The organism is Ralstonia pickettii, assembly GCF_000607165.1.
Classification (GTDB): Bacteria; Pseudomonadota; Gammaproteobacteria; order Burkholderiales; family Burkholderiaceae; genus Ralstonia; species Ralstonia holmesii.
In genome coordinates this window covers 593742-618845 of record NZ_JFZG01000024.1, presented here as the reverse complement: position 1 = coordinate 618845, position 25104 = coordinate 593742, and the positions used below count along the sequence as shown (strand labels likewise).

The window sequence follows — 25104 nt, the reverse complement described above, 5'->3', positions numbered from 1 at the left end:
CGGTGCGCGTGGTGCGCCGCAATAGTGATCTCGCCCGGCTCGACGGCCATCGCATGGTGATGCGACCGCTCGGCACGGGCAATTACGAAATTGCCCAACCGCCCTAACATTTCTTGCCACCCCGCTGCGATCGTCTGACAGCGCCCCACGTAGCCAATAGAATGTGCAAGCGCGCAGCACGCCCCAGCGCTGCAGCCGTTTGGCAACCCCAGCCACCGCGAGCGGCCCGAGCCACCATGCACCGTCAACCGTCCGATCCATCGCAGCACGCGCGCATTCATCGCATTGCGCTGCTGTTCAATGCCAACAAGGTGTACGACCGCGAGATCATTGCGGGCATTGGCGACTACATGCGCTCCACGCGCGTGACGTGGGACCTGTTTCTCGAAGAGGATTTCCGCTGCCGGCTGCCTGGCATCGAGCGCTTTGATGGCGACGGCATCATTGCGGATTTCGACGACCCGGCAGTCGCTGAGGCGCTGCGCGGTTGCCCGCTGCCGGTGGTGGCCGTCGGCTCGTCATATGAAAATGCAGCGCAATACCCGTCCAAGGAGCCCTATGTCGCAACGGACAACGGCAAGCTGGTCTCGCTGGCATACCGGCACCTGATCGAAGCCGGCCTGCAGCACTTTGCGTTGTACAGCCTGCCCCAGGCACCGGAGAACCGCTGGGCACAGCAACGCGAACTGGCCTTTACCCGCTTGCGCCGGCAGGACAATCCCGCCGCCCCGATTGACCAGGAGATTTACCGGGGCCTCTCGACCAGCGCGCCGACCTGGCATCAGGCGATCGGTCAGTTGATTGAATGGCTGCGGGGCTTGCCCAAGCCCATCGGCATCATTGCCGTCACCGACGCGCGGGCCCGGCACCTGCTGCAGGCTTGCATGACGGCAGGGTTGGCTGTGCCAGAGGAAGTCGCCATCATCGGCATCGACAACGATCCGCTCACACGCACCTTGAGCCGCATCCCGTTGTCATCGGTCATTCAGGGCACGGTGGAGATGGGGCGCACCGCTGCGCATCTGCTGCATCAGATGCTGGGCGGTGCCCGCCTGGCAGGCCGGCAGATTCTCGTGCCGCCGGTTGGCATCAATGTGCTGGCGTCGTCCAGGCACCAGCCGCTTTCCAGCCCATATGTCATGCGCGCGCGCCACTTCATCCGGCAGTACGCCTGCCAGGGAATCAAGACCGAGCAGGTCGCGGACTACGTCGGTATCTCGCGGTCATCGCTCGAAGAACACTTTCGTCGTGAATTGAATTGCACCGTGCACCAGGAAATCCTTCGCCATAAGCTCGACGCCGCCAAGCACATGCTGGCCAGCCGTGATGTCGCAACCGCCGAGGTGGCGGTGCGCTGCGGCTTTACCTCACCCCAATACATGCACGCCGTATTCCGCCGTGAGCTGGATTGCACGCCACGCGAATACCAGGAACGCGCCATCACGGAGGGCCAATCATGAGCATCGCGCCAGCGCTGTCCGCACACGCGCCGCTCGACGGCGCCCTCTCGTCAGCAACATGGGGGCAATTGCCGGACGGTGAACCCGTTCGGCTGTTCACGCTGCGCAATGCCTCGGGCATGCGCGTTTCGATCAGCGATCTGGGGGCGACGCTCGTCTCCTGGCAAGCACCGGACCGCAGCGGGCGCCTGGGGGAGATTCTTCTGAACCACGGGACGCCTGCCGCCTACCTTGAATCGCCGGGCTATCTGGGGGGCTTGATCGGGCGCTGGGCTAACCGGATTGCGGGCGCGCGCTTCACGCTCGACGGCATCGACTACGCGCTCGACCGCAATGAGGGGGGCAACCTGCTCCATGGCGGGGCGAGCGGGTTTCATCGGGCGCTATGGAAGGCCGAGGATCAGGACGGCGCATTGGTCCTGCGGCTCACCTCCCCGGAAGGCGATGCGGGATTCCCGGGCAATGTCGCCGTCCAGGTTCGCTACGTGCTTGACGACGACGGCACGCTGTCGATCGACTATGAAGCCCGGACCGATGCGCCCACGCCGATCAACCTGACAAGCCACGGGTATTTCAACCTGAGCGGCAAGCCCGGCACCGACATCAAAGGCCACATCCTGTCGATCGATGCCGACGCCTTTCTGGAAGTCGATGCAAAGCTGATTCCGACGCGGACAGCCAGTGTCGCTGGCACGGCATTCGATTTTCGTCAGGGGGCGCCCATCGGGGTACGGTTGGACTGGCCTAACGCGCAACTCGCGCAGGCCGGCGGGTTCGACCACTGCTTCGTGCTGCGCAATACGGCGCCGGAGGGTCGCCCGCATGTGCGCCCAGTCGCCCGGCTGTATGACCCGGGCAGCGGGCGCGAATTGACAGTACTCACCGATCAGCGCGGGCTTCAGTTCTACTCGGGGCACAAGCTGGGGGGCACGCACGCGCTACGCAGCGGCTTATGCCTGGAAGCGAGCGCGTTCCCGAACCAGGTCAACATGCCCGATGCGGAAGCGGTCACGTTCCGCCCGGGCCAGGTCTACCGGCAGCGCACCGCATACCGCGTGTCGCTTGCTGAAGAGACCTGAGCCGCGAGACCTGATCTGCATTCAGGCACGCGGCTTGGATGTTCAATGCGCCGCTGCGGCCGCGCCGTGCATGACTTCGTGCGCGCCGCGGATGCCGTTGAACCATGCGTTGAGCACCACGGCCACCAGCGTGCCCATCACGATGCCGCTGTGGGTGATGGGGTGCGTCCAGTCCGGAAAGTGGTGGAAGAACGCCGGCGCCAGCGTCGGCATCATGCCAAAGCCGACCGACACCGCGATGATCAGCAGGTTGTGGCGCTGCTGCTGGAAATCGACCATGCCCAGCATGCGGATGCCGGCAGCGGCCACCATGCCGAACATCACGATGCCCGCACCGCCCAGCACGTATTGCGGCACAGACGCCACCACGTAAGACAGCTTCGGAAACAGACCCAGCACGATCAGCAGCACCCCGCCGGCGGCCGCCACATAGCGCGAACGCACGCCCGTGATCGACACCAGCCCGATGTTCTGTGAGAACGACGTATGCGGGAACGTGTTGAACACACCCGCCACGACCGTCGCCAGGCCATCGGCACGCAGGCCGTTGGTGAGTTCGTTGCGCGAGATCGGCTTGCCCACCACGTGCGACAGCGCGAGGAACATGCCGGTCGATTCCACCAGCGTGATCACGATCACGATGCACATCGAGATGATGGCCGACAGCTCGAACTTCGGCATACCGAAGTGGAACGGCGTCACCAGCGTCATCAGCGGCGCGGCGCTCGCATCAGCCAGCGACACCTTGCCGAACGCCGCCGCCACCAGCGTGCCCGTCACGATGCCAAGCAGGACCGCGATATTGCACAGCAGTGCGTTACCGAACTTGGTCAGCAGCAGAATCGTCACCAGCACCAGCGCTGCAATGGCCAGGCCGAACGGATCGCCGAACGCCGGGTTCGGCACCATGTGGCGCGCGCCGTCGACCACCTGCGGAATCATCTGCTGACCGCCCGCGGCCCAGTTGATCCCCACGCTCAACAGCGAAAAACCGATCAGCATGATGACCGTGCCCGTTACCACGCGCGGGAACAGGCCCAGCAGCCGGCCCATGAGCGGCGCAATGGCAATGCCGAACACACCAGAAACGATGGACGCCCCGAAAATGCCGGGCAGCCCCATGCCGGGCTCCACGCCAATGGCAATCATGGGTGCAACCGCGGCAAACGTGACGCCCATCATCACCGGCAGGCGGATCCCGAAGATCAGGAAACCGAGCGATTGGATGAGCGTGCCGATCCCAGCCGCAAACAGATCGCAGTTGACTAGATACGACAGATCGCTCTTCGACAGGCCGAGCGCATTGCCGACAATCAGCGGCACGGCAATCGCACCGGCGTACATCACCAACAGGTGTTGCAAGCCCAGTGCGAACAGGCGGGGCAGCGGCAGACGCTCGTTGACGGGATCGGCAACGGCGTGAGCGATTGTCGACGAAGAAGGCGAGGGTTGGCCGGGGGATTGGCGCATTGTCTGTCTCCTGGGGCCGCCCCCGTGTCAATGCCGGGAGCGTGCTTTAGGCGGGTGCGGCGGATTCCATCCGCCTGCATTCATGCGGCGTGATGCCGCGTATTTGCCGGCATCTTGGAGGGGCGCCATTTTTCTGTCAACAATTACAACCGTTTTTTGTGTACATATTTTGCGTTCTGAAACGCGTGTGCGCCGTGATCAACCTGCCTCAAGCCTCCAAGCGCGCCTCGTGACCGGGGCCCAAAGAAAAAGCGCGGCCGCGACATGAGTCGCTGGCCGCGCAGTAGAAATACCTGGCAGGTAAAGCTGGAACCAAGAGCCGCCATCAAACCCCGTGAAGCACAGGGTTGTATCAGTGGCTCTCAGCCGACCTCAGATCAGGTCGGCGTCGGCAGCCATGCGCGATCGCGCAGGCGCGAGCGGATGCGGGCGATGGCCTGGCTGTGGATCTGGCACACGCGCGATTCCGACACGCCCATCACGGCGCCGATTTCGCGCAGGTTCAGATCCTGCTCGTAGTAGAGGCTCATCATGAGCTTTTCGCGCTCGGGCAGAGCCTCGATGGCAGCGACAACCGATTCGCGCAGGTCGTGGTCCAGCAGTTGGTCCAGCGGCGTGGCGTCGTTCTCGGGCGCGCGGTTCTCGATGAAGGCGTCGGCGTCTTCGCGGTCGAAATCTTCGTAATACAGCAGCTGGCTGCCCTGCAGGTCGACCAGTTGCTTCTGGTATTCGGCCAGCGACATGCCCAGCGCTACGGCAATCTCGGTTTCGGTGGGCGCGCGGCCCTTCTGCTGCTGCAGCTTCTGGATCGCCTGCTCGATCGTGCGCGCGTTGCGGCGCAGCCCGCGCGGCAGCCAGTCCGAGCCGCGCAGTTCGTCCAGGATCGCGCCGCGAATACGCTGGGCCGCGTAGAACTCGAACTGCACGCCCTGCGTTTCCTCATAGCGCGACAGCGCATCGAGCAAGCCCATCATGCCGGCCTGGATCAGGTCATCCAGCTCAACGCTGGCCGGCAGCTTGACCATCATCTGGTTGGCAATGCGACGTACCAGTGGAGCATACGTGGCCATCTCGTCGGACTTGGTCTTGCGACCGGTTGCGGTGTACATATCCATGCCTGCCTTTGACGCTTCGTTCATGCTGCGCCTCAATAAACCAATTCGGCCGCGCGTGCGGTGGCGCGGATCGTCGCAGTCGATGTGGACATTGACGTTGCTTGCGCCGATTCATCTGCCGGCTGTGCCGGAGCCCGCGCCGACATGACCACCCGCGACGGCGCACTGCCATCACCGGCTTGGGCCTCGGCGCTGGCCCAGCTCAACATTTCTTCGGCAAGCTGGCGGAAGGCCATGGCCGAAGGCGATGCGGGAAACGCGCTCGCCACGGGCTTGCCGAGCGAGAGCGCAAGTTCTACGTGCCGGTCCTCAGGGAGGTAGCCAGCGAAATCGATACGGGTGTTCAGGTACTGGCCCACGGTGTTGGCCAGGTTGCCGAACACGCGCACGGCGGAATCCACCGAATGCGCGCCGCACACCACGGTGCGGATGCCAGCGCTGCCTTGCAGCACGGCGGTTTTCTTGAGCAGCGTGTACGCGCTCTTGATGCCTTCCGGACCATCGGAGAAGGTCAGCAGCACGTCGTCGCAGGCTTCAGCAACGGTGCACAGCGCCCGGGTGCCGAAATGCGCGGCCACCAGCGTCACATCCGCTGTCTCGTCGTGCTGCTCGAGCACGCCGGCCATGGCCAGCATGGTCTGGGCGTTCACCACGGCCGTGTCGCGGCCCATGGCGGACAGCGCGATGCGCAGGTTGTCGACAAAGTCATCGACCTGCTCTTCCGCACCGATCACCAGCACACGGCGGGCAGCGGCATGACCGAGCATGCGCCGCAGCCCTGCGGCTTGATCCTTGGCGAATGGCGTCGTCATGGTCGCCCCCTTGTCAGGCGAAATCGAAAGCGGCCAGGCCAGGTTCGCGGTTGCGCGCAGCGCCTTGCGCCACGAGCAACGATTCGTCCGAATCCAGCGTGAACGACGACTGCTCCGCACCGGCCCGGAACGAGCGGTGGATCAGCAGCTTCTTGTTCGGCACCGCAATGTCTTCCGGCACACGCTGGCCGTACGACACGTAGTGCAGCGGCAGGCGGCGGCGGATCATCACGTCCATCGCGTGGCCAACAGACGCAGCCTCGTCGATCTTGGTCAGGATGCAGCCGGCCAGGTTGGCGTCGCGGTAGGCACCCACCACTTCATCGAGCGTCTTGCCGTTGCTTGCGGCGTTCAGCAGCAGCAGGCGCTTGATCGACGGGCCCACGGCATGCAGCATCGCCATCTGTTCGGACACGGCGCGGTCGCGCTGGCTCATGCCGATGGTGTCGATCAGCACCACGTGCTTCTCGCGCAGATCGTTCAGGGCGAGGCTCAGGTCTTGCGCGTCTTTCACGGCATGCACCGAAACGCCCAGGATCTTGCCGTAGATGCGCAGTTGTTCATGGCCGCCGATCCGGTAGCTGTCGGTCGAGAGCAGTGCCACGCGCGATGCGCCATGGCGCAGCACGAAGCGCGCGGCCAGCTTGGCGGTCGTGGTGGTCTTGCCCACGCCGGTCGGGCCCATCAGGGCAAACACGCCGCCCTGGTCGAGCAGGCTGTTTTCATCCGACACGGTGGTCAGGTTCTTTTCAATCGCGCGCTGCACGAAATCCAGCGCGCCTTCATACGAGTCGTGCTGCGGCATGTTCTCCAGCACGTAGCGCGTGAGCTGTGCCGAGAACCCCGCGTTGAGCATGGTCTGGAACAGGCGCGTACGCACCGGGTCGCCCAGCTTCACACCCAGCGAGGCCAGGCTCGACATGGCGTCGGTCAGCGTGCTCTTGAGAGTTTCGATCTCGCCGACCATGCGGCGGGTCATCACGTCGGTCTCGGCGCGGATGCTTTCTTTCACGTCGGCCTGGATGGCCGAACGCTGCAGGCTCACGTCGTCACGCGGGGCTTCGGGCTTGGCCATCGTGTCCTCCACGCGGACGAAAATGTCGGACGCCTTGCCTGCGTCGGCTTGCGCGTCGCCGCGCGGCTTCACAGGCGCGTCGGCCTTCTGTTGTTCGGCGCGAAGGGTACGGGCCTGGGCTTCCACGCGCTCGGCAAAGCTGCGCAGCGAAACCGGGCGGTCATCCTGCTCGCGTGCCTGTTCACGCGCTTGTTCGCGACGTGCGGCAAAGCGGGCAGTCGATTCCATCTCCGGCTCGTCGTCTTCCACCGTGGTGCGGCGGGCGATGAACTGTGCGGTGCTGGCCAGGGCCTGCGCCGCAGACTGGGCAACCTCTGCATTGGCACGGTCCAGCGACAGGCCAGCCAGCATGCGGGTGGACGCTGCCAGCGCATCTTCTTCGCCGAAGGCCACGTCGTCATCCACGCGCGTTTGCAGCGTGCGGCCGGCCGGCTTGGCCACCGGAGCAACCGGGGCTGCCGGTGCCTCTTCCTGTGCCGGGGCGCGGCGCGAGGCAATGAAGCGGTTACGCAGACGGGCCAGCGCGTTGGGCGCCGGGGCCTCGGCCTGCGGGGCTTCTTCAGCAGGTGCCTGGGCGGCAACCACGGCTGCGGTTGCAGCGGCAATCGGGGCGGGCTCGGGGATCGGCGCCGGTGCCATCGGACGGCGCTGTGCCGTCTTGGGCGCCGACGACTGCGTGTCGACCAGCGCATCCACGTGCGAGTCGGATGCCGCGATGATCTCGATGCCGCCAGGAATGGCGCGGTTCGACAGGATCAGAGCGCCATCGCCCAGTTGGTCGCGGACCTTGCGCAAGACGTCACGCGACGTCAGTCCGGTGAATCGATGCATTTTCATGCGCGGCCTCCAAGCATGGCGACAACCTTAATCGTTCGGTGATCTGGAATTTCTGCGTGCGACAGCACGCGCAGGCTCGGTGCGGCACGCTTGAACAGGCGGGCAAGCATCGGGCGCAGTACGGGCGGTACGAGCAGGACGCCCGTCTGACCCATCTGTTCGTGCTGCCGCGACGAGTCCGCAGCCGCTTGCATGAGCGAGTCGGCCAGTTGCGGTTCGATCGGGCCGGCGTTAGAGCCAACGACGCTTTGCAGCAAGATGTTCTCCAGATTCGGGTCAAGCGTGACGACCTGCATTTCGGTCTTGTTCGGGAAGAGCTGCTGGGCAATCGCCCGGCCCAGCGCCACACGCACGGCAGCGGTGAGTTCGGCGGGGTCTTGCGTCCTGCCTCCGTGTTCCGCCAGCGTCTCGACGATGGTGCGGATGTCGCGGATATGCAGGCCTTCGTCCAGCAGGTTCTGCAGCACCTTCTGCACGGTCGCGACGGGCAACAGCTTCGGTACAACGTCTTCGACCAGCTTCGGTGCTTCCTTGCCCAAATGATCGAGCAATTGCTGGACTTCCAAACGGCCGAGAAGCTCGGTGCTATGGGTGTAAATCAACTGATTGACGTGGGTGGCGATGACCGTGCTGCAATCGACCACGGTGTAGCCCTCGGCCTGCGCGCGATCGCGCACATCAGCGTTGATCCACATGGCCGGCAGGCCAAAGGTCGGGTCTACGGTGGGCGTGCCGGGCAGTTGCGTGCCCAGGCGACCACCCAGGCCTCCATGACCGCCCAGGCCATCCTGGCCACCCGGATTGATGGCGAGGAACTTGCCCTGCTGCACTTCGCCCTGGCCGATTTCCACGCCCTTGAGCGTGATGCGGTACGACGACGGGCCCAGCTCCAGGTTGTCGCGGATATGCACAACCGGCGCCAGGAAACCCATGTCCTGCGTGAACTTCTTGCGGATGCCCTTGATCCGGCGCAGCAGCTCGCCGTCCTGGCTCTTGTCGACCAGCGGAATCAGGCGATAGCCGATTTCCAGGCCCAGCACGTCAACCCACGACACGTCGTCCCAACTCGCCTCGGGCGTATCCACCGGGGCAATTGCCTGCAACACGGGCTCGACCTCCGGCACTTCGCGTTTCTTCTTGAGATACCAGCCCAGATAGCCCAGACCGCCGCCAAACAGGATGAACGGGAAGTGCGGCATGCCCGGCACCAGGCCCAGCAGGCCCAGTACGCCGGCGGTGGTCATCAGCACCGTCGGCATGGCAAACAGCTCGCTCGACAGTTGCTGGCCGACGTCCTTGTCGGTGGAGACGCGGCTGACCATGATGCCCGCCGCGGTGGAGATCACCAGCGCGGGAATCTGCGCGACCAGGCCGTCGCCGATGGTCAGCAGCGTGTAGTTGGTGGCTGCGTGGCCGACGTCCATGCCGTGCTGGAGCACGCCCACGGCCAGGCCGCCGATGATGTTGATCAGCAGAATGGCGATACCCGCCACCGAATCCCCGCGCACGAACTTGCTGGCACCGTCCATGGAGCCGAAGAATTCAGCTTCCTGGGCGATCTCCGTGCGGCGCCTGCGGGCTTCGTCTTCACGGATGAGGCCGGCGTTCAGGTCGGCGTCGATCGCCATCTGCTTGCCGGGCATCGCATCCAGGGTGAAGCGCGCGCTGACCTCGGCAATGCGGCCCGCGCCCTTGCTGATCACCATGAAGTTGATGATCACCAGGATGACGAACAGCACGATGCCGACGGTGTAGTTGCCGCCCACCAGGAAGTGGCCGAAAGCTTCGATCACCTTGCCGGCGGCGTCCGGGCCGGTGTGGCCTTCCATCAGCACCACGCGCGTGGAGGCCACGTTCAACGACAGCCGCATCAGCGTGGTAATCAGCAGGATGCTCGGGAACGACGAGAAATCCAGCGGCTTGAGCGTGTGCATGCTGATCAGCAGCACGATGATCGACAGCGCGATGTTGAACGTGAACAGTAGATCGAGGATGAACGGCGGCAATGGCAGCACCATCATCGCCAGGATCAGGATGATGAGCACCGGGCCCGCGGCGGAGCGGTAGTCGCCCTTGCGCAGGATGTCGGTGACTCGGAGCAGTGCGGCGTTCATTGGCGGGCGTGCAGCGGGGGGCTTTTCGATGGATGCCATCTTGCCGGGGGAACCGCCAAATCGAAGACGTGAGAAAGCCGCCCAAAAGGCGGCTTTTCTTCGAAATACCCTCCCACCGGGGGGTACGGAAGCGGGCGGTGGCGCCGTCTGGCCGGAATTACGTCGCCGGACGGCCCATGCGTCGGCATCAAACTGCTACTCGCCGGGCAAAAAGCGTCGTGCTCGGCGCTTTTTGTCTGGCGATTCGAGTTCGGAACTCGGCGCGTGGGGTGTTTGCTCGATGGGCGACGTTTTAGGCGTCTTCGGGCTCGTCGTCCGGGCCGGGTTGCGGCCCCGGGTCCATATCGGCAGGCACCGGCAGGTCGGTCGGGCGCACCGGCACACGGCCGCCCACCTGATGCAGGCGGCGTAGCTGGTAGACATAGGCAAGCACTTCGGCCACGGCGGCGTAGAGCGCCTCCGGAATCTGGTGGCCGATCTCGGTATGGCGGTACAGCGCACGGGCCAGCGGGGGCGCTTCCAGGATCGGGATCTTGTGCTCCGTCCCCAGCTCGCGGATCTTGGCGGCCACCATGTCGGCGCCCTTGGCCAGCACACGCGGCGCGCCGCCTTCCTTTTCGGAATAGCGCAGCGCCACGGCATAGTGCGTCGGGTTAGTGACGATCACGTCGGCCTTGGGCACATCGGCCATCATGCGGCGCTGGGCCGCCTGGCGCTGCAAGTTGCGGATGCGGCCCTTGACGTGCGGATCGCCTTCGGACTCGCGGTGCTCCTTGCGCACTTCTTCCTTGGTCATGCGGTGTTTGCGCGCGTATTGCCACAACGACAGCGGCACATCCACGGCCGCCACCAGCATCATCACCGCCGCCATGCAGAGGAAGGCCACGCCAGCCACGTGCAGGGTGTCGCGCATGGCCACGCCCAGGTCCTGCTGCGGGAGTTCGATCAGGTCACCCCGGTAGTACCGGACCAGCAACCAGCCCACACCGGCAATCAGAAACAGCTTGATCAACAAGCGTGGCAGCTCGATCAGCCCCTCCAGCGAGAACATGCGCGTCAGCCCCTGCAGCTTGAACAGGCGCGAGATATCAGGTGCCAGCGGCTTGAACGAGATGGCCCCACGCGTGAGCGCCAGCGGCGACAGCGCGGCAATCACCAGCATCAGCATCAGCCCGCCCAGCGCCATGGCCAGCGGCATGAACTGGCCCGTCACGTAGTTCCACTGGTCCTGCCCGCTGGTGTAGTTGTAGCGGTGGAACTCCAGGCAGCGCGCCAGGAAAGACGACGCAGCCCGCACAATCGAGTCGCCCATCACCCACAAACCGCCCGCGGACACCGCCGTGAGGGCGAACGAAGCCAGTTCCCGTGATCTGGGAACGTCGCCTTCCTCGCGCGCCTGCTCGAGGCGCCTCGGAGAGGCGGCTTCAGTTTTCTCAAGATCGCTTTCTTCGGACATGCCGGGCGTGCGAGGGGTGAATGGACGCTCGCATTATCCCGCCCCGGTCTGGCCATCGAAGCGCAAAGAAGACGCCTTGAAAGCACGCTTATCGGCAAAAAGCCGTCCCGCAATGCCCCCTGACGCATGTGCACGTCGTCCGACATTGCCTGCGAGCCGCGCGGTGGCGATGACCCCTCCCGAACCCGATCCGCTCGCATGAGCGAGCCGCCCGGTTTGCGGTCGTGCCCCCTGGCTGCGCAAATACACCGCCCCCTTATATGGGGTCTGCCGCGCGAGGCATGCGGTGCGGCTCGACATCCTGCAACCGGTCCGCCGTGATATCCGCCGGATGCACCACCACGCCACCATTTCGCGCGATGAACCGTTGCGCATCCGCCAGATTCCGGAATGCGGGAAGGTTGCCGCGCCGCATCGGTCCCAGAGCGGTCGACCCCGACACATAAACGGCCTGCAATGCCGGAAGCCATCCACCGTCTCCCGTGGCATGCACGTAGCTGGCGGCAACTTCCGCGGCCTGTCGCCCAGGTGCGTAGCGCTGCAGGTTTCGCAGGTAGATGAACAGGGTCAGCGGTGAATCAAAGAAGTACGCATCGCCGTTGGCAAAAATGAGCTGCGCCGCCCACTCGGGAACGCGAGATGGAAACGCCCCGCAGACGGGGCAACGCGCATTGGCCGGAACCGGACGAGGGGCATGTGGCTGCAATCCGGATCGCGGATCGTACGGCACGGCCGGCGCGACAAAGCAGATCTCGTCGGGCAACTTCGGCTCGGCCCGAAGGTCTGCACGTCCCACAAACCACCAAAGAGACCAGAGTGTCGCAAGCAATGCTGCCAATGCGGACAGCCGACGGCGTGTCGTCATGACCCGCTCCATCCACCGGCGCTGATGCCACAGATAAAGACAGTTCTGGGCAGAAGATGACAGTGGCAAATCACAAGTGAAAGCTCCACGGGAGACAAGCAGGCGTTGCTTCCCCGGCCACAAGAAATGGAACGACGACACCACGGGCGTGACATGAACGAATCCATCGGCAATCGCATCGCCAACCAAGACCAACATGGCGAGCATATCGGCGCGGCTCATCCTCTGAATTGATCAATGGCAGGAATTGATGCTGGATATTTTAATTAGACCTTTCTGCTGGCAATTGCATTGCCTATTCCTGCTTAGCAAAAACATTCGAAAAAAATACCCGACATTGCGTTGTGGATAAAAAAAGCATCTGAAATGCTTGATTTGCATCAATTCTAGCCACGGCATTTCTGTCAATTGATACGCATCAATCTGTGCCGCAGGCGTACCGCTACCATCGGCCGCTTCTGACACATGCGGTGAAATCTTGAACCGTTGCACTCTGCCCAACCGTGGAATCCTGCCGAGTATCGGGCTCGCCGGACTGGCGCACACGCTGCGCTGGACGGCCAGTCCGGCCGCGAGCACGCCGCCGGCCCGGTACCGATATGCCTTCGAGGGCGACACGATGGGCACGACCTATCACGTCCGGCTCGCGCTTCCATCGCTTGATGACACGGCGTTGCTCGATGCGGCACGCGCAGCCGTGGATGCGGCTGTGCAGGCAGTCGATCAACGCATGTCGACGTATCGGGCGGACTCCGAACTGTCGCAACTGAACCGGCATGCGGGCGGGCACCCCTTCACGTTGTCCGCAGACACGATCAGCGTATTGCAGATCGCGCGATCTGTGAGCCTCGCAACGGATGGCGCGTTCGATGTCACAGCCGGGAGCTTCGTCAACCTGTGGGGCTTCGGGCCGGAAAAGGCGCAGCGGGTGGTAACGCCGCGCGAGCTGGCGATGCTCAAGAGCGCAGTCGGCACCGGCGCACTGGAAATCGATCCGCGCACGCGTACCGCCACGAAGGCCGACCCTCGCGTGTATACCGATCTATCGGCCATCGCAAAGGGTTTTGGTGTCGACCAGGCGGCCATCGCGCTCGACGCGCTGGGCATCGCCGATTACATGGTGGAAGTGGGTGGAGAGGTGCGCGCCAAGGGCCGGCGCCATGACGGGCGTGCGTGGCAAATCGGTATTGAAGAGCCTCAGCGGAAGCTACCGCGCCGTGCCCGATTCGTCGTGGCATTGCGCGATATGGCAATGGCAACGTCAGGCGATTACCGCATCTGCTTTGAGCATGACGGGCAGCATTACTCACACGAGATCGATCCACGTACAGGCCGCCCAATCGCCAATGGCCTGACCTCCGTCACCGTGGCCGCGTCGCAGTGTGCGATTGCCGACGCATACGCTACGGCGCTGATTGTGTTGGGCCCCGAGCGCGGCGTCGAGGTTGCCGAGCAACTCGGGCTGGCCGCCTATTTCGTCCTGCGCGATGCCGAAGGCCGCCATCAAGACCGGATGACAACCGCGTTTGCTGCGCTGGGCGGTCGCCCTGCCACATCCACCTGATCCGCACCGCAACCCGCACAAAGCGCAACGGCATCGTCACATTCATTCAATTCCGAATAGCCTTATAAAGAATAGGTTATTCAAATTTCCAATGGTCAATCAAATAAGGCTCATTGCAATTCAATTCGAATTGATGGGTTTTCTCTGACCTTTGATGGCTGTCAATAGCAAATTCTTGCGGTTTGTTAATGTGGTTTCCAATTCTGAGGGAGCGTAAGAGATGAGCCAATCCAACAATGATTTTGAGAATCCGATTCCTGTGAGCCCGACACGACGCAGCTTTCTGAACCGGACGGCAGCGGGGCTGGTCGGCGTGGGCCTGTCCGCCGGCCTGGCAGCCTGCAACAAAGGCACAGACAAGGATGCACCCGCGGCGGCGGCTCCGGCCGATGGCAAAGCGGGCGCAGCCGGCGGCGTCGACTACAGCAAGTACGAAGTTCCGCCCGGCCAGCTGGATACCTACTACGCGTTCTCCAGCGGCGGCCACTCGGGTGAAGTTCGCATCTACGGTCTGCCTTCGGGACGCTGCTTCAAGCGCATCCCCGTCTTCAACATCGATTGTCTGGTGGGCTGGGGCATCACCAACGAATCGAAGAAGATCATGGGCACCAATCCGGACGGCACGCTCAAGTACTGGACCGGCGATACCCACCACGTGCATCCGTCCTATACCGACGGCACCTACGATGGGAAGTACATCTTCGTCAACGACAAGATCCACAGCCGGCTCGCCCGTGTGCGCATGGACACGATGGAATGCGACAAGATCGTCGAATTGCCGAACGTGCAGGGCTTCCACGGCGTCTTCCCGGACAAGCGGGACCCGGTGGATGACAAGATCAACCACACCACCCGCGTGTTCTGCGGCAACGAGTTCCATATTCCGCAGCCCAATGACGGCCGCGACCTGAACGACCCGAAGAAGTATTTCTGCCTGTTCACCTGCGTGGACGCGGAAACGCTCGAGCCCCGCTGGCAGGTCAAGGTCGACGGCAACATGGACTTGGTGGCAACGTCGTATGACGGCAAGCTCGCCGCTTCCAACCAGTACAACACCGAAGGCGGCGTGCATTACGAAGAGATGATGTCCGCCGAGCGCGACGCGTGCGTCTTCTTCAACATTGCCCGGATCGAAGCCGCCGTCAAAGCCGGCAAGTCCTTCACCATCGGCACCTCGAAAGTCCCGGTCGTCGACGGCACCAAAGCCGCCAACACCGACCCGAAGACCGCGCTCACATGCTATGTGCCCGTGCCCAAGAACCCGCACGGCGTGAATGCCAGCCCGGACGGCAAGTACTACGCCTGTTCCGGCAAGCTGTCACCGACGGCGACGCTGATCGAGCACGACCTGGTCTTGAAGTGGTTCAACGGCGAGGTCAAGGAACCGCGCGACTGCGTCGTCGCCGAACCCGAGATCGGGCTCGGCCCGCTGCACACCGGTTTTGACAACCGCGGCAATGCCTATACCACGCTGTTCCTCGACAGCCAGATCGTCAAATGGAACCTCGAAGCAGCGATCAAGGCGTTCAAGGGCGACAAGACCGCCGTGCCGGTGGTCGACCGCATCGACGTCAATTACCAGCCGGGCCACGGTTTCACCTCGATGGGCGAAACCAAGGAGCCGGATGGCAAGTTCTTCATCTCGGACAACAAGTTCTCGAAAGACCGGTTCCTGCCGGTGGGCCCGCTCCACCCGGAAACGGCTCAGCTCATCGACATCTCGGGCGACAAGATGAAGCTCGTGGCAGACCATGCGGTCTATTCCGAGCCGCACGACTCGATCGTCATCCGCCGCGACATCATCAAGACGCGTCAGGTCTACAACATCGATGAGTTCCCGAACGCGGTGAAAGACCCGAAGGAGTGCCGCGTCGAGCGCAAGGGCAAGCAGGTGACGGTCTACCTGACCTCGCAGGCACCTGCCTTTGGCTTGCGCGAGTTCACCGTGAAGAAGGGCGACGAAGTGACGATCATCCTCACCAACCTGGACAAGGTGGAGGATTTGACCCACGGCTTTGCCATCCCGAAGTACAACATCAACTTCATCGTGAACCCGCAGGAAACCAAGTCGGTCACCTTCAAGGCCGACAAGCCCGGTGTCTACTGGTGCTACTGCACAAACTTCTGCCACGCGCTGCACCTGGAAATGCGCTCGCGCATGCTTGTTGAGGCATAAGGGAGAAGGCGGACGTATGAAACAACTGTTCTCACGATTGGCGGTGATTGCCGCCACTTGTGCGATGGACACGTCCGCACTGGCGGGCATCAGCGGCATGGCTTATGAGGCGCCGCTGCCCGCCGGTTTATCGACCGACCCGAACCTCTGCGCAATGGTGCCCTGCACGGACGTGCTGCCTGGCGCCAGCAGCTTCTCCCCGCGCAAGGGGCACCCTCCTTACGTGGAGGGCTATCGCGACGTTGCCGGCAAGCGCCAGCTGGTCGGCTACGCGTTCCTGTCTACCGACATCGTGGACATGCCCGGCTATTCAGGCAAACCCATCATTACCCTGATGGGCATGGATGCGCACGGCGTGATCACGGGCGTCAAGGTCCTGCGACATTCCGAGCCGATCCTTCTGCTGGGCATTCCAGAAACCCAACTGACGCACTTCACCTCGCAATACGTCGGCAAGTTCGTCGGCGGGAGCATCGAGATCGGCAAATCCCACGCGGTGAGCGAGGGCGCCGTCGAACTCGACGCGATCAGCGGTGCGACCGTGACGGTGATGTCCGAGAATCAGGTCATCCTGCGCAGTGGCAAGGCCGTGGCCGAGCAGGCCGGAATCATCACGCCCAAGCGCCGCGCCCAGGCGAAATTCACGCCGGTCAATCAGCCGCTGAGCTGGAAGGCACTGCTCGACCAAGGCGCCGTGCAGCGGCTGACCGTGCACCCTGAAGTCGTTGGACTCCAAGCCAGCGGCCAGCCTTACGTGGATATGGTGTTCGGTGACGTCAGTGCGCCGGCCGTAGGACGCAGCATTCTGGGCGATGCGAATTACGCATCGCTCATGTCGAGCCTGAAACCCGGCGAACACGCGATCTTCATCGCGTCGAACGGCACCGAGAGTTTCAAAGGCTCGGGCTTCGTGCGCGGGGGCATCTTCGACCGCATCCAGGTCGCCCAGGATACCGACACCTTCACCTTCCGGGACCTCGATTACCAGAACCTCTACGGCATCCGCGCAACCGGTGCGCCGGATTATCGCGAATCCGGCATCTTCATCATCCGCAGCCCGGGATTTTCGTCGGCGTATCCGTGGAAGCTGGTGTTCCTGGCCAACAAGTTGGATGCAGAAACCGGCGCAAAGACGTTCACGAGCTTCGAACAGGAATACTGGCTTCCGGCGGATGAGCTTGTGGGCGGGTGGCCGCAGTACGACCGCCCCGCACCGCCCTGGCTGCAGATCTGGAAGGCGCGTGCCGTCGAGATCGGTCTGTTCGTCCTCCTGTTGATCAGCGCAGGCGTGGTGTATGCGTCGCGAGACACGCTGGTGCGCCGCTCCAGGCGCAAGGACAAACGCTGGGTCTCCTGGCCCAAGTACGCACTGTGGACCACGAGCATCGGCTTCGCTGGATTCCATCTCATGGCGCAGCCGTCCATCACGCAGGTGCTGACATGGTTCCACGCCATTCTCTTCAAGTGGCGGTGGGATCTGTTCCTGTCCGATCCCTTCATCTTCCTGTTCTGGTGGTTCATCATCATCAGCGTGTTCTTCTGGGGCCGCGGCATGTTCTGCGGTTGGCTGTGTCCCTACGGCTCGATGAGTGAGATCCTCTACAAGGTGGGGGGCAAACTTGGCCTTGCGCGCTTCCAGTTCCAGTTGCCCAAGGCGCTGCACGACAAGCTCAAGTGGATCAAGTACGGTGTGTTTGCCGGTCTGCTCGGGATGTCGTTCTACTCGATGGGCACCGCCGAGAAGCTGGCGGAGATCGAGCCTTTCAAGACCACGTTCCTGGTCGGCGTCTGGAACCGGACGTGGCCCTTCGTCACGTTCTGGAGCGTGCTGGCTGTCGCCGCCCTGTTCATCGAGCGGCCATTCTGCAAATACCTGTGCCCGCTGGGTGCCTCGCTCGCAATCCCGTCCACGTTCCGGTGGTGGGGTCTGAAACGCAAGCAGGAATGCGGCCCATGCCGCGCCTGCGAGGCGGGCTGCGGATCGCAGGCGATCGGACGCGATGGCAAGATCGATCAGCGCGAATGCCTGTTGTGCCTGGATTGCATGGTCATGTATTACGACGATCATGCGTGCCCTCCGCTGGTCAAGGAGCGCAAGCACCGCACGAGCGCCGGCTTGAAACTGACACCGATCGGCGCCGACGGCTACTACATCCCGATCCAGCCCGTGCCAAGCGCGCCGCACAAACCCGCTGCACCGGCGCCCGCTTCGCTGCCGCTGCCGCCGGTGGGCATCGTCGCCCGGTTGCGTCGCGAGCTGACTGACCACCTCTTCCCCTGGAACCAGCAGTTCCTTCACCACCCGTTGTTCTTCCGTGCCGCCGGCATTGGCCTGGCCGTGCTGGTCACCTGGGCGTGGCTGCTCGGTGCGGGCGGCAGGCTTGGCGCCGGCATCGTGCTCGGCTGGTGGTTGGCGTGGTCCGCCTACGAATGGGTCATGCGCATGGCGTGCAAGCCCTATGTGAAGGAAGGCGCCTGGTGGGGTTACAAGCTGCGTACAGCCTCCTGGGCCGACATGGCTGCCTATGTCGGCATGAAGAACCTGCTGATTGGCGCAGGACTCTTCCTTGCCATGAAGGGCGTGGGCGTGCTTCCGGCGCTGCAATCCTTGCCCCAACTGAAATGGCTGTACTGAACCGGCTCCTCTGCGCGATCTCGGCACTGCTGGTCTGCACTGCGGCCTGCGGTGCAGAGATTCGCGTGCATGCCGGCAGTTCGATTTCGCAGGCGGTCACGCTCGCGCATGCAGGGGACACCCTCATCATCGAGCGCGGTCGGTATCAAGGCCCGGTCCGGATCGACAAACCCCTGACCCTTGTGGGCATCGACCGCCCCACCATCAGCGGCGGCCTTGTCGGAGATGTGATCCGCGTCACGTCGCCGGACGTCACGATCGATGGCCTGATTGTCAGCGACAGCGGCGACGACCTCGGTGCGCAGAACGCCGGCATCTACATCCAGCCCGGCGCGGATCGCGTCACGGTCAGACACTGCGAGCTCACTTACAACCTGTTCGGCCTGTGGATTGAAGGCGTGAAGGATGTACGCATCGTGGGCAACGTGATTGCCGGCAAGCGCGATTACCCTTCCGCCCAGCGCGGCAACGGCATCCAGCTCTACAACACGACGGGTGCGCAGCTCGAAGGCAATGAGATCAGCTTTTCGCGTGACGGCATCTATGTCGATGTGTCGCACCACGCGCTGTTTCGTGCCAATCGCATCCACAACGTGCGCTATGGCACGCACTACATGAACTCCAACGACAACGTGTGGGAGGGCAACGAGTCCTACCACAACCGCGGCGGACTGGCACTCATGATGACGCGCCGCCAGATCGTGCGTGGCAACCGCGCCTGGGGCAACTCGGACCACGGCATCATGCTGCGCACCATCCAGGATTCGGTCATTGAAGACAACGTCGTGTCCGGAAACCTGCGCGGTTTCTTCGTCTACGACGCCGAATACAACGTGCTGAGCAACAACCTCGTCATCGGCAACACGGTCGGCATGCACGTATGGGCCGGGTCCATTCACAACAAGGTGGACGGTAACGATTTCATCGATAACCAGGAACAGGTGCGCTACGTTGCCGCACACGACGAGCCCTGGGGCGGGCGTAGCGGCAACTATTGGAGCAACTATGCCGGGTGGGACCGAAACGGCGACGGCCGTGGCGACGTGCCCTATCGCGCGAGCGATCTGATGGACCGGCTGTTGTGGCGCTTTCCGAGCGCCAAGCTGCTGCTCAATAGCCCCGCGGTACAGACGTTGAGGCTGATCTCGGAGCAATTCCCGCTGCTGCGCTCACCCAGTGTGGTCGATGCCAGCCCCCGCATGCGTCCACGGGGCAATGATTGGCGCGCGTGGGTGAACAAGCATGATTGAAGCGCGGCAACTGGTGAAGCGCTACGGCGAGATCGAAGCCGTGGCGGACGTGAGCCTGACGGTGCATCCCGGCGAGCTATTCGGCCTGATCGGCCACAACGGCGCGGGCAAGAGCACGCTGTTCAAGATGCTCCTTGGCCTGGAGGCGCCCACCGCAGGTGAAGTGCGCATTGGAGGCCAGCCCATGAGCAGCGCGGCCTTCCGGTCGGTGCGGCGCAACCTTGGCTATCTGCCGGAAAACGTGGTGTTCTATGACAACCTGACTGGCCAGGAAACACTGGAATTCTTCGCTGCGCTCAAGCGCGCGCCGCGAACGGATTGCGCGCGCGTGCTGGAACGCGTGGGGTTGTCCCATGCCTCAAACCGCCGCGTGCGCGGATACTCCAAGGGCATGCGCCAGCGCCTCGGTTTTGCCCAGGCCCTGCTCGGCCAGCCCACACTCCTGTTTCTCGACGAGCCCACAAACGGCCTGGACCCGCAGGGGATTCGCGACTTCTATCGCACCCTGGGCGAACTGCAGGCGCAGGGCGTGACCATTGTGCTGACCTCGCACATCCTCTCGGAAATCCAGGAGCGCGTGGGTCGCCTAGCGATCATGAAGAACGGACGCGTGCATGCACAGGGGACGGTGCAATCGTTACGCGAATCGATGGCCTTGCCGCTTTGGTTCGACCTACGGCTGACGGGCGGCCCAGAGCATGCCGAGCCCGCACTGCGGCGCGCGCTCGCGGCCGCGCCAGGATGCGAACTGCACATGGATGGATCGCGCGCCACGGTGCTGTGCCCGCGGCCGGCGAAGATGCCATTGCTGCAATCGCTATCCACGCTCGGTGCAACACTTGCCGACCTGCAACTGCGCGAACCTTCGCTCGAAGACGTGCTCCTTGGCCAACCTGCTTGAGGCCAGACATGCAATTGACACTCGAACCCCGGCAGATCGGCATCGTCATCGCCAAGGAATTCCACGACCGCATCCGCAACCGGTGGGTGCTGGCGGTGACCACTGTATTGACAGCGTTTGCGCTGGTGATCGCCTACTTCGGCGCGGCACAGCAGGGCGAAGTCGGGCTGCGCGGCATGGAGGTCACGATTGCCAGCCTGGTGAGCCTCGTGATCTATCTCGTACCGCTGATTGCGTTGATTCTCGGCTTTGATGCGATCGTGGGCGAGCGTGAACGCGGCTCGCTGGACCTGCTGCTTTCCATGCCGATCACCCGAGTCGAGCTGCTGCTCGGCAAATACCTCGGCTTGGCGGCCGCGCTTGCGTGCTCCACGGTCGTCGGCTTCGGGGTGGTCGGGATACTGTTGGCCGTCAAGCTGCCGCTCGCGGCCATGTATCACTACGCCGGCTTCATGCTCAGTTCGGTGCTGCTTGGCATGGCCTTCCTGAGCCTGGCCCTGTTGGTGTCCGTCATCGCCGCCGACCGCACGCGCGCAAGCGGTGTCGCCATCGCGCTGTGGTTCTTCTTCGTGCTGGTATTCGATCTGCTGCTTCTCGGGGCACTGATCGCCACGGGCGGAAAGCTGGGATCGGACGCCCTGCCCTACCTGATGCTGCTCAACCCGGCAGACATCTTCCGCATCCTCAATATCTTCAGCTTTGACGAAGTCCGCACGCTCTACGGTCTGGCGACCGTATTCCCCGAGCATATGGCCGACCCGCTCGTGCTCGGCGCTCTGATGGCTGCCTGGATCGTCGCTCCGCTCGCTGTGGCCGCATGGAAATTCCGCAAATGAAACGCACACTGCAACCTCCGCTATCCGCCCTGCGCCGCAGCGCGCGCACGGCCCTGTTCGCTACCGCAATCGTCCTGGCCGGTTGCCAAGGCGCCGCCTCTACGCCCGGTCCGATCGAACTCACGCGCGATACGCCTTGCAGCCTCGATGGCATGACGGTAGCCGACTTCCCCGGCCCGAAAGCGCAGATTCTGTATGACAAAGGCACCCCCGACGTCTTCTGCGACACCATCGAGCTATTCGCGATCGTGCTGCGCCCCGAACAACAGCGGCACATGCTCGCCATGTACGTGCAAGACATGGCCAAGACAGACTGGAACACCCCGCGGGGCCACTGGATCGACGCCCGCACCGCGTTCTACGTCGTGGGATCGAAGGCGCGCGGATCGATGGGCGCCACGTTTGCGTCCTTTGCCACGCAGGCCGATGCCGACGCCTTCGCCACACATCAAGGCGGCAAGGTTTACAAGTTCAATGACATCACGCCCCAGATGGCACAGCTCGACGGTGGCGTATTGAAAGATCCCCAGATGTAACCGCCCCAGAGAAAACGAAATGATCGATTACTTTGCCAATCTACCGCCCGATGATGCCGTTCAGATGGAGCAGCTCAGTCGCCTGTCCTACGAGTTGCGGGAAAGCCGGCGCAAGCTGCTCGAACCCTATGGGGTGAACGATGAGGGGGATCTGCTGGCGCGCATCGCGGCGGCGGACTTGCCGGAGCATCCGGCCTATGAGCACTACCTCGGCTCACTCGCGCTTGCAACCGCCAAGCAAGACGTCACCGCTGAACTGAAGGCGCTGCTGGCGCGCATGGGAGGCTGATCATGCAGCACCTCGATCTCAAAGAGGCACTGGAGGCGCACTACGGTGCGGTGTTGGCGGAACCTCCTACGCTGTGCCAGGACGCCTTGATGGTCTCGCTCGACAACGGCGTTCTGCTCGAACTGCGTTACCCCGCTCGGTCGGAATATGCGATCGCGTGGCGGTGGGGCGATGCGCAATTACGCATCGACACCGCACCGCTGCATCGCACGCTCACCACCTTCCCTAACCATCTGCACGATGCTTCGGACGTGCTGCGCGAAGATCCCTTGACCAACCCGAACGCGGAACCCTGGGCCAACGTACGCGCCGTGATTGATGCCGTGCTGGTCGACCCGCTGTTACAGGCATAAACAAACGGCGCTCACCAGGAGCGCCGCCATGCCTGCCCGATCGCAAGTCCTTACGTTGCCTTCGACGTCATGTAATCCACCCCAGCCTTCACGTCTTCATCGCCGAGCGATGCGTTGCCGCCTTTTGCGGGCATCGTACCCTTGCTGCCCGAGAAGCCGTGCAGCGCATGGTCGTAGAGGGTGTCCTTGCCCTGCGCGATGCGAGGGGCCCAATCGTCCTTCGATTTGAACATCGGCGCGCCACCGGCACCGGTGCTGTGACACATGGCGCAAGTGGACTTGTAGACCTTCTCCCCTTTCTCGACATCGCCGGCGCTGGCCTGGGTTGCCTGCGGCGCAGCGGGCGCTGCAGCCACAGTTGCGGGAGCCGCAGTGGCGGAGGCAGCGGAAGCAGCCTCCTCATTCTTGCTGCATGCCGTCAGCAAGGTGAACCCCACCAGGGCAGCAATGGTTATAGGTCGAATGAGCACGTCGATACCTCGAATCAAAAGGAGTGAGAACAGTGGCCCAAATAGGCCATGACCATGATAAGAATGAATACCGACTCAGGCCTTGACGCCAATCAGCGCAAGGCTTTGTGGGGCGTTGTAACGTGTCAACTCCCCTACGGCGGTCATGGAAATACAGGCGGGATATTGCTGCACCTGGCACCTTCCTGACGCGCACGGGATCCGGTCTGGGCATGCCATCGCCACAGACGGTCACGGCGCCGCGCACGTCGTCATCATCGGCGTATCGCGAGCCGTCGGGCAAGACAGCGTGTTTGCTGCAGAGGCTTCGATGCATCGTGTTCTCTGATGCAGGCCAAGGCTTCGTTCCTACGTCTGCACGACACGCTCGGGCCGGGCGGGTGATGGTGCACGTGCGGGACTGCCGATCCCGGCAGGCTCTGCGTGGGCGACTACACCGCCGATGCGGCATTCCGCAGCGAATTTCATCGCTGGCCTGCACAGCTTTGGGAAGAGAAGGACGCGCAGATCGACGCCATGCTGGCGCGCGCGCCGCTGAAGAACCAATGAGGCGATTCGCTCCGTCGCAGTTGTCAACCTGTGGCTGACCGCACGGAGAGACGCCGCCCCCCGCATCCTGCGAGGGGCTGGCAATGCAGGGTCAGAACCCGAGGCTTTCCAGCAGGTCGTCGACCTGTTCCTGGTTCGCGACCACGTCCGGATGGTCCGGATTGATCTGCGGGCCGTTGAGCAGCGTCGTCGCAACTTGCGCGGCTTCCACGCGCAGGTGTTCCGGCGCGTTGTCGAGCAGGATGCCCACGAGCTGGCTTTCGATGAGCTGAACGACGTCCAGCACCTTCTTGATCACCTGGCCGGTCAAGTCCTGGAAGTCCTGCGCCATCAGGATCTCCATGAGCTGCTGGTTCGTGTCGCGCGTCTTTTCCGGAACGCTGCGCAGGAAGCCGTTGGTCTGCCCGACCAGCTCGCGGATCTCGTCGTCGCCCAGTTGGCGATCCATCCACGACTGCCAGCGGTTGACCAGCGCCTCGGCGTCGGACTCCAGCGCATCTTGCACGGGGCGCGCCGCGTCAATGGCGTTGAGCACGCGGGTGGCCGCCTGCTCGGTCATGTTGGCGATGTAGTTCAGGCGGTCGCGCGCGTCGGGAATAGCCGAAGCGGCCTTCTCCACGCCCTTGTCCAGACCCAGCTCACGCATGCTCTCACGCAGCATGCGCGTGAGGTGGCCGATGCGTTGGAGCATTTCCGGCATATCACCGTGGTCCACGCCTTCTACGGCAGGCGCCTGGGCGCCATCATGCATCTCGCTCATCACGCCCCCTTTTCGAGCTTCTCGAAAATCTTGCCCAGCTTTTCGTCCAGCGTGGCAGCCGTAAAGGGCTTGACCACGTAGCCGTTGGCACCTGCCTGGGCAGCGGCGATGATGTTTTCCTTCTTGGCTTCGGCCGTCACCATCAGCACCGGCATCTTGCTGATGACAGGGTTGGCGTCGCCACGGATGCTCTGCAGCATCTGCAGACCATCCATGTTGGGCATGTTCCAGTCCGAGATCACGAAATCGAACCGGCCTTCCTTGACCTTGGCCAGGCCGGCGGCGCCGTCTTCGGCCTCGTCGACGTTGGCATAACCGAGTTCCTTGAGCAGGTTACGCACGATCCGGCGCATCGTCGGGAAATCGTCGACGACGAGGAATCGGTACTGGCTCTTGTCCATGGACACAATCTCCGCAAACTTACTGAATTGGGGGGTTTCGGGCTTCCTTGGCAATCTTATCGGCGCCTGGGGCCGATTCTTGAGCGCTGGAATAGTTTGGG

At 63.3% G+C, this 25104-nt stretch carries 22 protein-coding genes; 12 read left to right on the top strand and 10 right to left on the bottom strand.

Going from position 1 to position 25104, the window contains the following annotated elements:
* Positions 1–236 precede the first annotated feature (236 nt).
* A complete protein-coding gene (locus tag BG83_RS0120330) occupies positions 237–1460 on the top strand; it encodes a XylR family transcriptional regulator (RefSeq protein ID WP_024978438.1) in 1224 nt (407 codons plus the stop codon).
* The gene (locus BG83_RS0120325) at positions 1457–2539 is read left to right on the top strand and encodes an aldose epimerase family protein (protein WP_024978437.1); all 1083 of its coding nucleotides are present in this window, start codon (positions 1457–1459) and stop codon (positions 2537–2539) included. Before BG83_RS0120330 ends, BG83_RS0120325 begins: the two co-directional genes overlap by 4 nt.
* 42 nt (positions 2540–2581) lie before the next feature.
* Here BG83_RS0120325 and BG83_RS0120320 read toward each other — a convergent pair whose 3' ends face one another.
* The 7 genes from BG83_RS0120320 to BG83_RS0120290 all read right to left on the bottom strand — a co-directional run bounded on the left by BG83_RS0120320 (position 2582) and on the right by BG83_RS0120290 (position 12505).
* Positions 2582–4009, bottom strand: coding sequence for a nucleobase:cation symporter-2 family protein (locus BG83_RS0120320; RefSeq protein WP_024978436.1), 1428 nt, complete (start codon positions 4007–4009; stop codon positions 2582–2584).
* Between the two features lie 377 nt (positions 4010–4386).
* Positions 4387–5148, bottom strand: coding sequence for an RNA polymerase sigma factor FliA (locus tag BG83_RS0120315; RefSeq protein WP_037032131.1), 762 nt, complete (start codon positions 5146–5148; stop codon positions 4387–4389).
* 8 nt (positions 5149–5156) lie between these two features.
* On the bottom strand, positions 5157–5936 hold the full coding sequence (locus BG83_RS0120310; RefSeq protein WP_024978434.1) for a MinD/ParA family ATP-binding protein: 780 nt from the start codon (positions 5934–5936) through the stop codon (positions 5157–5159).
* A gap of 13 nt (positions 5937–5949) precedes the next feature.
* On the bottom strand, positions 5950–7848 hold the full coding sequence (flhF, locus tag BG83_RS0120305; RefSeq protein WP_024978433.1) for a flagellar biosynthesis protein FlhF: 1899 nt from the start codon (positions 7846–7848) through the stop codon (positions 5950–5952).
* Positions 7845–9962: a flagellar biosynthesis protein FlhA gene (gene flhA, locus BG83_RS0120300; RefSeq protein ID WP_024978432.1), complete on the bottom strand. Its 2118-nt coding sequence runs from the start codon at positions 9960–9962 to the stop codon at positions 7845–7847. The genes flhF and flhA overlap by 4 nt, the downstream gene beginning before the upstream one ends.
* Positions 9963–10254: 292 nt before the next feature.
* Entirely contained in the window at positions 10255–11418 is a 1164-nt protein-coding gene (gene flhB / locus BG83_RS0120295) for a flagellar biosynthesis protein FlhB (RefSeq protein WP_024978431.1), read from the bottom strand.
* Between the two features lie 256 nt (positions 11419–11674).
* Positions 11675–12505 carry a nitrous oxide reductase accessory protein NosL gene (locus BG83_RS0120290; RefSeq protein WP_235193229.1) on the bottom strand — a complete coding sequence of 277 codons (831 nt, stop codon included), beginning with the start codon at positions 12503–12505 and terminating at the stop codon, positions 11675–11677.
* A 256-nt stretch (positions 12506–12761) separates the two neighbouring features.
* On the opposite strand from BG83_RS0120290, the gene BG83_RS0120280 reads away from it, so the two are divergent.
* From BG83_RS0120280 to BG83_RS0120240, 9 genes are all read left to right on the top strand, one after another.
* Positions 12762–13847: an FAD:protein FMN transferase gene (locus BG83_RS0120280; protein WP_152543733.1), complete on the top strand. Its 1086-nt coding sequence runs from the start codon at positions 12762–12764 to the stop codon at positions 13845–13847.
* Positions 13848–14067: 220 nt separating this feature from the next.
* Complete coding sequence (gene nosZ, locus BG83_RS0120275; RefSeq protein ID WP_024978428.1) at positions 14068–16023, top strand: TAT-dependent nitrous-oxide reductase; 1956 nt, start codon at positions 14068–14070, stop codon at positions 16021–16023.
* A 16-nt stretch (positions 16024–16039) separates the two neighbouring features.
* The gene (locus tag BG83_RS0120270) at positions 16040–18658 is read left to right on the top strand and encodes a 4Fe-4S binding protein (RefSeq protein ID WP_024978427.1); all 2619 of its coding nucleotides are present in this window, start codon (positions 16040–16042) and stop codon (positions 18656–18658) included.
* Complete coding sequence (locus BG83_RS0120265; RefSeq protein WP_024978426.1) at positions 18646–19908, top strand: nitrous oxide reductase family maturation protein NosD; 1263 nt, start codon at positions 18646–18648, stop codon at positions 19906–19908. The genes BG83_RS0120270 and BG83_RS0120265 overlap by 13 nt, the downstream gene beginning before the upstream one ends.
* On the top strand, positions 19901–20809 hold the full coding sequence (locus BG83_RS0120260; RefSeq protein WP_024978425.1) for an ABC transporter ATP-binding protein: 909 nt from the start codon (positions 19901–19903) through the stop codon (positions 20807–20809). The genes BG83_RS0120265 and BG83_RS0120260 overlap by 8 nt, the downstream gene beginning before the upstream one ends.
* Positions 20810–20817: 8 nt before the next feature.
* Complete coding sequence (locus BG83_RS0120255; RefSeq protein ID WP_024978424.1) at positions 20818–21645, top strand: ABC transporter permease; 828 nt, start codon at positions 20818–20820, stop codon at positions 21643–21645.
* The gene (locus BG83_RS0120250) at positions 21642–22181 is read left to right on the top strand and encodes a nitrous oxide reductase accessory protein NosL (protein WP_024978423.1); all 540 of its coding nucleotides are present in this window, start codon (positions 21642–21644) and stop codon (positions 22179–22181) included. The genes BG83_RS0120255 and BG83_RS0120250 overlap by 4 nt, the downstream gene beginning before the upstream one ends.
* A gap of 19 nt (positions 22182–22200) precedes the next feature.
* Positions 22201–22470 (top strand): hypothetical protein, encoded by a 270-nt coding sequence (locus BG83_RS0120245; protein ID WP_024978422.1) that lies wholly within the window; start codon positions 22201–22203, stop codon positions 22468–22470.
* A gap of 2 nt (positions 22471–22472) precedes the next feature.
* Positions 22473–22823 (top strand): hypothetical protein, encoded by a 351-nt coding sequence (locus tag BG83_RS0120240; protein ID WP_037032130.1) that lies wholly within the window; start codon positions 22473–22475, stop codon positions 22821–22823.
* Positions 22824–22873: 50 nt separating this feature from the next.
* Here the strand turns inward: BG83_RS0120240 and BG83_RS0120235 are convergent, their stop codons facing one another.
* A complete protein-coding gene (locus tag BG83_RS0120235) occupies positions 22874–23293 on the bottom strand; it encodes a c-type cytochrome (protein WP_024978420.1) in 420 nt (139 codons plus the stop codon).
* Between the two features lie 423 nt (positions 23294–23716).
* Here BG83_RS0120235 and BG83_RS29895 point away from each other — a divergent pair, with 423 nt between their 5' ends.
* Complete coding sequence (locus tag BG83_RS29895; RefSeq protein WP_316852542.1) at positions 23717–23842, top strand: hypothetical protein; 126 nt, start codon at positions 23717–23719, stop codon at positions 23840–23842.
* Between the two features lie 91 nt (positions 23843–23933).
* Here the strand turns inward: BG83_RS29895 and cheZ are convergent, their stop codons facing one another.
* Together cheZ and cheY are read right to left on the bottom strand one after the other, a co-directional pair.
* Positions 23934–24602 carry a protein phosphatase CheZ gene (gene cheZ, locus BG83_RS0120225; RefSeq protein WP_024978419.1) on the bottom strand — a complete coding sequence of 223 codons (669 nt, stop codon included), beginning with the start codon at positions 24600–24602 and terminating at the stop codon, positions 23934–23936.
* Positions 24602–25003 (bottom strand): chemotaxis response regulator CheY, encoded by a 402-nt coding sequence (gene cheY / locus BG83_RS0120220; protein WP_024978418.1) that lies wholly within the window; start codon positions 25001–25003, stop codon positions 24602–24604. The genes cheZ and cheY overlap by 1 nt, the downstream gene beginning before the upstream one ends.
* Between the last annotated feature and the right edge of the window lie 101 nt (positions 25004–25104).